The sequence below is a fragment of the Streptosporangium sp. NPDC000509 genome (assembly GCF_042898365.1).
Taxonomy (GTDB): Bacteria; Actinomycetota; Actinomycetes; order Streptosporangiales; family Streptosporangiaceae; genus Streptosporangium.
In genome coordinates, this window is record NZ_JBIAYX010000012.1 from 201,058 (window position 1) to 210,431 (window position 9,374).

A 9,374-nucleotide genomic window follows, 5' to 3' on the forward strand; every position below is an offset into this window, starting at 1 on the left:
TCACCGGCGGTCCTGCGCCGGCACGGGACATGAGGGACTTGCTGTCGCTTCTCACGATCTGGCAAGAGCGGTCGTTTTTCCAGTCGTTTCTTCGCGATGCCTTTGCCTGGACGGTTCTCACCCCGGCCGGCGCGGCTCGGCGTCCCCGGACCGGGCCTTTCCCGGTTCGGTGTCCTGCGGGTCGGTCTTCAGGGTCGCGCCGCGCAGGCCGGTGAGCGTGAGGGCGAGGCCGAGGGCGAGGGCGGCGCTGGCCGCGCCGTACACGACGATCGCGGTGCCGGGTGCGAGGTAGCGGCCGAGGACGCCCGCGCCGAGCGCGCCGACGGCCTCGCCGCCGGTCTCCTGGGCGGCCCACAGGGCGTTCACCCGTCCGAGGTAACCGTCGGGGGTGTGCGCCTGGATGAGGCCGTAGCGCAGGATCTCCTCGACGGACGCGACGAGGCCGTACCCGAAGAGGATCGCGACGGCGAGCGCCGGATGGGTCGCCAGCCCGAGGCAGGCGAGCAGCGCGAAGCCGCAGACCGAGGCGACGAGCAGCGCCTTGCCCGGCGCGCGTGACCGTCCGGCCCAGCCGCTGGTGACCGAGCCGAGCACCGCGCCGCAGGCGGGCGCGGCGTAGAGCAGGCCGATCGTGGCCGGGCCGCCGCCCAGCCGCAGGGTGGCGAACGCGGGCATGAGCACCGGGATACCGCCCGCCACCATGAACAGCAGGCCGAGCAGCATGAGCGAGCCGACCACGCGGTGCGAGGCCACGAACCGCAGCCCCGAGCCGATCGCTCTGAGCGGGTTCTCCGTGACCTCGACGGCCGGCCTGAGCGCGGGCAACCTCGTCAGCAGGCCGAGGGTGGCGAGCGTTCCCACGGCCGCTGCCGCGTAGTTCCACCCGACGCCGAACGCCGACACGGTCAGGCCGCCGAGCGCGGGGGAGAGCATCGAACCGAGCCGTACGGTCAGCGCGTTGAGCGCGCCCGCCGCGACCAGCTTGTCGGGAGGGACGAGGGCGGGGGTCGCGGCGAGCAGCGCGGTGACGCTGACGCCGGTCGCGAGCCCGTCCCAGGCGGCGAGCACGTAGATCGCCGCCAATGAGGGGGAGGGCAGGAAGGCGTTCAGCGTCAGCAGCGCGAAGCCGATACCGGCGGCGGTGCGCGCGAGGAGCATCAACCGGCGCCGGTCGTGCCGGTCGGCGAGCACGCCGCCCCACAGGAATCCCGCGAGCAGCGCGAAGCCCTCGGCCGAGGAGACCGCGCCGACGTGCACGGTCGATCCGGTCATCGCGTAGACCTGCACGGGCACCCCGACCATCAGCATGCCGATCCCGAAGACCGACACGGTGCGCGCCACGAACACGTCGCGGAAGGCTCTGCTGGTCCGGAGCGGGCTGATGTCCATGGCCAGACGGCGCAGCATCTTCGGGGTTCTCCTCACCGAACACAGTGGATAAGGTGAGCCTAACCTTAGTTGACCTTAGGGAAAGAGGACAGACCAGTGCAGCGGGTCCTTATGAACGGAAAAATCCACCGTGCCACCGTGACCCAGGCGGATTTGCACTACGTGGGTTCCCTGACGATCGACGCCGACCTGATGGCCGCCGCCGACATCGTCGAAGGTGAGCAGGTCCATGTCGTCGACATCGACAACGGCGCCCGCCTGGTCACCTACGCGATCACCGGCGAGGCGGGCAGCGGGGTGATCGGCGTCAACGGCGCGGCGGCCCACCTGGTCCACCCCGGACACCTGGTCATCATCATCTCGTACGGGAACTTCGACGACGCGGAGGTGCGGGCGCACCGGCCCAAGGTCGTGCACGTGGACGGAGCCAACCGCGTCGTCGCGCTCGGCAGCGATCCGGCCGAGCCGGTCGCGGGCGCGGTGGCCCAGATCGCGGGGAGGTGACCCGTGGAGGGATTCACCCCCTGGCCACAGGAGGTCGCGGCGCGCTACTTGGCGGAGGGCTACTGGAGCGACCGGCTGCTCGGTGACGTGCTGAACGGGGGCGACCCCGAGCGGACCGCTCTCGTGGCCGGGGACGAGCGGCTCACCTACGCCGAGCTGGACCGCCGGGCCGAGCGCACCGCCGCGGGTTTCGCGCGGCTGGGTATCCGGCGCGGTGACCGCGTCGTGGTGCAGCTGCCCAACACCACCGCCTTCGTCGTCGTCTTCCTCGCCCTCGTCCGGATCGGCGCCGCCCCGGTGCTCGCCCTGCCCGCGCACCGCAGCAGCGAGATCGGCTACCTGTGCGAGCTGAGCGAGGCGAGGGCGTACGTCATCCCGGACGCGCACGGCGGATTCGACTACCGTGACCTGGCCCGCTCGCTGGCCGTGGAGCACGTCGTGGTGGACGGGGACGCCCAGGAGTTCCTCGCCCTCGCCGACCTCGACAGCGACCTCGACCGTGGCTCCGCCCGTGACTCCGACCGAGCTCCCGGTCGCGACACCGCCCCCGATCACGGCCTCGTCTCCGGACCCGTGTCGTACGAGCGGCCGGATCCGGCCGACGTGGGGGTGTTCCTGCTCTCCGGCGGCACCACCGGACTTCCGAAGCTGATCCCGCGCACCCACCGCGACTACGTCTACAACCTGGAGGCGAGCGCCGAGGTCTGCGGCTTCACCCGCGAGACCGTCTACCTCGTGGTGCTCCCGGTCGCGCACAACTTCGCGCTCGCCTGCCCCGGGGTGCTGGGGGTGTTCGCCAAGGGCGGCACCGTCGTCCTCGCTCCCTCCGGGTCACCCGACGAGGCGTTCCCCCTCATCGAGCGGGAGCGGGTGACGGTGTGCGCGGTGGTGCCGCCCATCGCGCTGCTCTGGCTTGAGGCGGCATCCTGGTCGCGGGAGGACCTGTCGTCGCTCCGGCTGCTGCAGGTGGGCGGGGCCAAATTCGCCGCCGAGCGGGCCGAGCGGGTTCCCGGCGTGCTGGGTTGCGCGGTGCAGCAGGTGTTCGGAATGGCCGAGGGGTTGCTCAACTACACCCGGCTGGACGATCCCCGCGAGCTGGTCGACACCACGCAGGGCAGGCCGCTGTCCCCGGCCGACGAGATCCTCGTGGTCGACTCCGACGGTGCGGAGGTCGCCCCCGGCGAGGTCGGGGAGCTGCTCACCCGCGGTCCGTACACCCTGCGCGGCTACTACCGCGCACCGGAGCACAACGCGCGCTCCTTCACCGCCGACGGCTTCTACCGGACCGGAGACCTGGTGCGGGTGCTCCCCTCGGGACACCTCGTCGTGGAGGGCCGCGACAAGGACCAGATCAACCGGGGCGGTGACAAGATCTCGGCAGAGGAGCTGGAGAACCACCTGCTCGCCCATCCGGCGGTGCACGACGTCGCGGTGGTCGGCATCCCGGACCCGGTGATGGGGGAGCGGACCTGTGCCTTCCTGATCGTGCGGGACCAGGCGCCGACCCTCAGGGAGATCAAGCGGTTCCTCAGGGAGCGCGGTGTGGCCGGATACAAGTGGCCCGACCGCGTCGAGCCGGTCGAGGCGTTCCCCCGCACTCCGGTCGGCAAGATCAGCAAGAAGGAGCTCGCCGCGAGCCTGCGCTGAGCTCCTCTCTCACATCGCCTTCCTCCGCTACGCCCGGTTCCGGCGTGCGGCCGGCTGATCGCCACCGGTGGCATCGAAGGGGCCTCGGGGGCCAACTTGCCAACCGCAAACGTGAGGGCGGCCGGGGAGGCCGCCCTCACACCTTCAACGCCTTGGCCTACAAGCGGCGCCACCTGGTCGAACGATGTTTCGGAAAACTCAAGCGCATTGGGAACTTGCCTTGAATTCAGCGCCGACTTCCGAAGCTGATACGGCTTTTGAACACGAGTGACGGTCCCTTTTTCCGTACCGAGCACCCAAGAGCGGCACGATATCGGCGGAATGTCGGCCAGGATCGGGACCGCCGTTTTCCCCCGCTGGTCGCGAATGGTTAAACCAGGTTTGGGATCGTATCTATGATGAAGCGGTGACGTGGGTCCAGTTGGAGGCGAATGCTCCGGTTGGGTAGGTGCGGAGTGTCACGTGGTTGTTGCCGCTGTCGATGGTGCCGATTCCGCCGGATCCGTTGGCGGAGTTGTACCACAGGATTCGGTTTCCCACAGCGGTGACGTGGGTCCAGTTCGTGGCGAATGCTCCGGTCGGGTAGGTGCGGAGTGTCACGTGGTTGTTGCCGCTGTCGATGGTGCCGATTCCGCCGGATCCGTTGGCCGAGTTGTACCACAGGATTCGGCCCCCCGCTGCGACGACGTGGGTCCAGTTGGAGGCGAATGCTCCGGTCGGGTAGGTGCGGAGCGTCACATGGTTGTTGGTGGTGTCGATGGTGCCGATTCCACCGGATCCGTTGGCGGAGTTGTACCACAGAATCGGGTCCGTTGACTGGCCGCCGGCATCATTTGTGATAACCGCACCGACCGGTGAGGCGGTTCCCATAAAGGCGAGGGCGGCGAGCACAGCAAGTGTGATCGCTAGAACGCGTTTCCGTGTGCGTGGCATTTCTGATCCTTCCCGCGAATGAGACTGGTCGTAGGTACGCACAAGGGTGGTGTGGATTCGTGACCGTATGAGATTGACGGCCGAACACTTGGCGAAGGGCATCGAGTAGTGGGTCGGCGGAAGTAAAGGTGGCGATCCTGGTGGGTGCGGCGATTCAGGTGATCGGTCCGGCACCCGCCACCGATGCCGGTGGCGGCACCCCCGTCGCCGGAGGCGACACCTTCGGCATCATCGGTGCTGGGCTGGAGGCCGAGGCGTTCGGGTGGGCGTCGGCTTCCACGGGTTGCGGGGTGTCGCAGTCACTCCTTCCTTACTCGCTGGGCGTTGTGGTGCTGGTCGGCTGGGTGCCGGGAGCGCGCGTAGGCGCCGCCGGCAGGTTGAAAACGCTTTCTTCCAGGGCCAGGTCGCGCTGATCTTTAAGATCCCGCGGCGGGCGTGGGAGACCAGCCGGGCAGCGGTGGTTCATCGCTTACATCGGGTATTGCCGCGCGTATTTCTCACTGTCACGCACTGGGTGGTCCGGCATACGAGTAGTGCCCTACTCGAAGTCTGCGGAAGAACGTGGCAGAGACGTCGGTTTCTGCACAGCAGGGTGGTGTCACCGGATCGCACTTTCCGGCCATGATGCGGTTATCTAACGTTGATCGTATGAAGCAGAGCTGGTCATTCGTAGGGCGGAGGGAGGAGTTGCGGCTCCTCGATGAAGCGACGCGGGGAGCCGGCGACCAGCGCGGCGTGATGCTCGCGGGAGCGGCTGGGGTGGGTAAGACCTGGCTGGCTCGGCAGGCGGTCGCGCTGGCCGGAGAACGCGGCGCCTTCACCCGCTGGGTCGTGGGAACGGAGACGGGACGAGGTCTTCCGCTGGGGGCGTTCGCGGCCTTGCTGGGCCCGATGAGCGGCGATCCGACGTCCGTGCTGGGGGAGGCGAGCCGGAGACTCGTCGCCGGCGCTGGTCGAGCCGAGGTCGTACTCGGGATTGACGACGCCCACCTTCTCGATGAGGTCTCGGCGTTGCTGGTACATCAGCTTGTCGTGCACGACATGGCGACCGTGGTGGCCACCGTGCGTTCCGGCGAGGTCGCACCCGCCGCGGTGACCGGCCTGTGGAAGGACGGACATCTGAACCGGCTTGAGGTGCGGCCGTTCTCACAGCCGCAGATCGGTGCGCTGCTGGAGGTGGTTCTCGGTGGACTGGTGGAAGACGCGAGTGTCGGCCGGATTTGGGCGATCACCCAGGGCAATGCGCTGTACCTGCGGCAGCTCGTCGACGGGGAGATCGAGGCTCGTCGGCTGTATCGGATCAGAGGCGTGTGGCGGTGGTCCAGAGAGTCACCGATGTCACAGGGGTTGGCCGAGCTGGTGGCGATCCGGATGGGAGATCTGCCGGAGCGCATGGGCGTGGTGGCGGACCTGCTCGCCCTTGAGGAGCCGCTGGGGGGCGGCCTGCTCGGCAGGCTCACCGATCCGATGGCCGTCGAACAGGCTGAGGCCGCGGGCCTGATCTTCGTCGAGCAGAGCGGCCGTCGGCTCCAGGCACGACTGACCCACCCTCTCTACGGGGAGGCGCGGCGGGCGGGCATGGGGCTGCTGCGAGCGCGTCGGCTCCGCGGCCGAATCAGCCAGGCGCTGGAGGGAACCGGGGCACGTCGGGGCGACGACACGCTGCGGCGTGCCGTTCTCGCGATGGATTCGGACCTCGTTCCGGACTGGCGCCTGCTCACCGAGGCGGCCGGGTGCGCCGCCCGGTTGTGTGAGCTTTCTTTGGCGATACGACTTGGACGTGCGGCGCAGGCCGCCGGCGGCGGGTTCGAAGCCCAATCGATCGTTGCGGCCGCGGTCACCGGTTTGGGTGGCTCCCCGAATACGGAGACGGCCGCGCTCCTCGCGACGGCCAGAACGGACGCGGAAGTGGTCAGGGTCACGATGACGCAGGTGATCGCTCTGGCGTGGATGGAGCTGAGGCCAAGGGACGCGGAGATGCTTCTCGAGGCGGCCGAGTCGTGGGTCGTGGACGACGACGGCCGGATGCAGCTGATGGCGATGCGATCGATGCTTGAGGGACAGCTCGCACGACCGGCGCAGGCGATCGAGTCGGCGACCACGGCGTTGGCGTCATCGAAACTACCGGCCGGGTCGATAATCCTCGCCTGCTGCGGATACACCACAGGTCTGGCCACGACAGGCCGCGCCGACGAGATGGGGCCGGTGGTCACACGCGGCCTGGAGGCGGCGAGTCGCTCGACGGAACTCTCCTACATACGTTTCCCGATGATCGGGATTCAGGTTACCGGGCTCCGGCTGGCGGGGTATCTCCAGGAGGCTGTCGAGGTCGTACGCGAATGCCGGGAATCGATGGTGGGCTTCGACCTTCCCACCGTGATCAGCAGCGTGCTGATGGGAGATGTCATCCTGGCGCAGGGGCGACCGGTCAGCGCTCTGCGATGGCTGCGCGATGCCCACGCCGGCCTCGAGCTCTTTGATCATGCCGGCGGTTTCGAGTACGCCTGCCTGATTCCCCTGAGTCGTGCGCTGGTCCTCACCGGCGACCTGGCCGCCGCCGACGAGGTGTTGGCGGAGTTATCTGCCAAAGAGCATCCCACGCTGCTGTTTCTCCGGCCTGACATGCTGTTGGCTCAGGCGTGGATGGCCGCCGCACAAGGCGTTTCCAGTGGCGCGATCGCGTTCGCGCACAAGGCGGCTTCGGTCGCGGTCGCGGCCGGGCAGCTCGCTCACGAGGTGCAGGCGCTGCACACCGCGCTCTGCTTCGGCGACCGGTCCGTCGTCGAACGGCTCGCCGTCCTGGCCACCCGGGTGGATGGACCTCGAGCCCAGGCCGCTGCAGCGCACGCTGCCGCACTGGCCGCCGACAGCGGTGACGCGCTGCGAGCGGTGTCTGTGGAGTTGGAGCGGATGGGGGACCTGCTGGCCGCTGCCGACGCGGCCGCGCAGGCGGTGACCGCATACACCCGTGCGGGTCGGCGCGGCGCCGCTCAGGGCGCCGTCGCTCGCGTCCGTCAGCTGACCGAACGCTGTGAGGGCGTTCGTACTCTCGCGACAATCGCCGCCATCCAACCGTTGCCCCTGACGGACCGCGAACGCGAGGTCGCTACCCTGGCCGCACGGGGGATGTCCAACCGGGACATCGCCGATCGGCTGTTTATCTCGATACGTACCGTCGAGGGGCACCTGTACAGGGTGAACGCGAGACTTGGCACCACCAGTCGAGCCGAGCTCGCCGCCATACTCGGCGCCGGAGAACAACAGGCTAGAAGCGGACATTAAGGGATGACGGCGTACGTCAGATGATCGCCGCCCCGGCATGTGTGTTCATCCCCCGCTGGTGGGCCACTCTGCCCAGCGCGGCATGGGGCGGTGGGAGCCGCATGACGGGTCCGCCGGCGGAGCGACGTCTCCTCAGGTGCGCGGGACCACGTACGGGGCGATGCTGGAGAGCTTCTCGCAGGTCTCCTCGTACTCCCGTTCCGGCGTCGAACCGGACACGATGCCGGCGCCGGCCCGCAGCCAGGCCCGGCCGTTCTCGCTGTAGACGGCGCGCAGCACCAGGGCGGCGTCCATCGCCCCGTCGTGTGAGACGGCGAGGACGGCTCCGGCGTAGAGCCCTCGGGGCTCCTCAAGTCTGGCGATCGCGTCGACGGCCGCCGGCTTGGGGATGCCGGAGGCGGTCACGCCGGGAAACAGCGCGTCGAGCGCGTCCCAGCCGGTGCGGCCGGGCGCCAGCTCACCGCTGACACTTGATCCCAGGTGCTGCACGCTGCCGCGTTCCTTCACCGCCATGAAGCCGGTGACCCGGACCGTGCCGGGCACGCACACCCGGTACAGCTCGTCCTGCGACGCGCGTACGGACACCGCGTGCTCGAAGATCTCCTTGGGATCGTTCTCCAGCTCGCGGCGGGTCCGTGAGTCCACGTTCTCACCCTGGCCGAAGGCGCGCGTGCCGGCGAGCGGCTGGGTCGTCACCGTGCCGTGACTGTCGACGCCCGCCAGCACCTCGGGACTGAACCCGGCGGCCTGGAAGCCTTCCAGGTCGAGGAGGAACGAGCGGGCCGGGGTGTTGGCGGCACGGCCGCACGCGTACGTCGCGACGACGTCGACGGGGAACGGGATCGGCAGCCGCCGGGAGACGATGACCTTCTCGTAGAGCCCGGCGTCGATCTCGGAGATCGCCTGGGCGACCCGCGACCTGTAGAGGTCGCCGCCGGTGCGCACGTCGACCGGCGACGGCGACGACGGCGATCCGGGGACGACCTGGCCGGACAGCAGCTCGGCGACCCGCTCGGCCTCCTCGGCGTCCGCGCTCACCACCAGCGCGCGCCCCGCCTCGACACGCACCTCGGTACGTGGCACGACCAGGTGGGCGAGCCTGCCCGCCGGGGCGAGCGCGGCGAACTCGAACGCGATCCAGCCGTAGGCGTTCCACACCGGCCACGGGGCGGTCCGCAGCGCCGCCTCCAGCGCCGCGGCCGGTCGCCCCGACCACGGCTCGTCGAACCGGTCCACCGGGTCGAGCGGGTCAAGCGCGTGCAACGGATCCAGCGGGTCCAGAGGGTCCGACGCGGGCGCGGGGCCGGCGGAGGTCGGGGAGGGGACGTCCAGCCAGCGGCTGCGGACGACTCCGGGTTCGAGGATCACCTCACCCGCCACCCCGCCCGCGAAGGTCCACAGGCCCGGCCGCTCGTACACGACGTAGTCGTCGAACAGCCCGGACCGGGCCAGGTGGGTGACCAGGCGCAACGGGTCGGCCGCGCTCTCGACGACTATCTCCGTGCGCGTCTGATCCGTACGGACACCAGAGGACAAGGAACCCACCCCTTTATGAAACCGGACAACTTCCAGCAATTTAGGTAAGGCTAACCTTGTGTGGATTTAAGAGGCAAGGCTAA

General features: G+C 69.2%; 7 protein-coding genes. 4 read left to right on the forward strand and 3 right to left on the reverse strand.

Annotation, left to right across the window (positions count from 1 at the left end; all coding sequences use genetic code 11):
* Window positions 1-117: 117 nt before the first annotated feature.
* Window positions 118-1,407, reverse strand: coding sequence for an enterobactin transporter EntS (gene entS, locus ACFY3D_RS23180; RefSeq protein WP_389775063.1), 1,290 nt, complete (start codon window positions 1,405-1,407; stop codon window positions 118-120).
* 78 nt (window positions 1,408-1,485) lie between these two features.
* Between entS and panD the strand changes: the two genes are divergently transcribed.
* The gene (panD, locus tag ACFY3D_RS23185) at window positions 1,486-1,893 is read left to right on the forward strand and encodes an aspartate 1-decarboxylase (RefSeq protein WP_389982273.1); all 408 of its coding nucleotides are present in this window, start codon (window positions 1,486-1,488) and stop codon (window positions 1,891-1,893) included.
* 3 nt (window positions 1,894-1,896) lie between these two features.
* Window positions 1,897-3,540, forward strand: coding sequence for a (2,3-dihydroxybenzoyl)adenylate synthase (locus tag ACFY3D_RS23190; protein WP_389982276.1), 1,644 nt, complete (start codon window positions 1,897-1,899; stop codon window positions 3,538-3,540).
* A 393-nt stretch (window positions 3,541-3,933) separates the two neighbouring features.
* On the opposite strand, the gene ACFY3D_RS23195 is transcribed toward ACFY3D_RS23190, so the two are convergent.
* Window positions 3,934-4,431, reverse strand: a complete 498-nt coding sequence (locus ACFY3D_RS23195) for a hypothetical protein (protein ID WP_389982279.1) — start codon at window positions 4,429-4,431, stop codon at window positions 3,934-3,936.
* 170 nt (window positions 4,432-4,601) lie between these two features.
* On the opposite strand from ACFY3D_RS23195, the gene ACFY3D_RS23200 reads away from it, so the two are divergent.
* Together ACFY3D_RS23200 and ACFY3D_RS23205 are read left to right on the forward strand one after the other, a co-directional pair.
* Entirely contained in the window at window positions 4,602-4,886 is a 285-nt protein-coding gene (locus tag ACFY3D_RS23200) for a hypothetical protein (protein ID WP_389982282.1), read from the forward strand.
* A gap of 235 nt (window positions 4,887-5,121) precedes the next feature.
* Entirely contained in the window at window positions 5,122-7,755 is a 2,634-nt protein-coding gene (locus ACFY3D_RS23205; RefSeq protein ID WP_389982285.1) for a LuxR C-terminal-related transcriptional regulator, read from the forward strand.
* Between the two features lie 132 nt (window positions 7,756-7,887).
* Here ACFY3D_RS23205 and ACFY3D_RS23210 read toward each other — a convergent pair whose 3' ends face one another.
* Window positions 7,888-9,291, reverse strand: coding sequence for a salicylate synthase (locus ACFY3D_RS23210; RefSeq protein ID WP_389982288.1), 1,404 nt, complete (start codon window positions 9,289-9,291; stop codon window positions 7,888-7,890).
* Window positions 9,292-9,374: the final 83 nt, after the last annotated feature.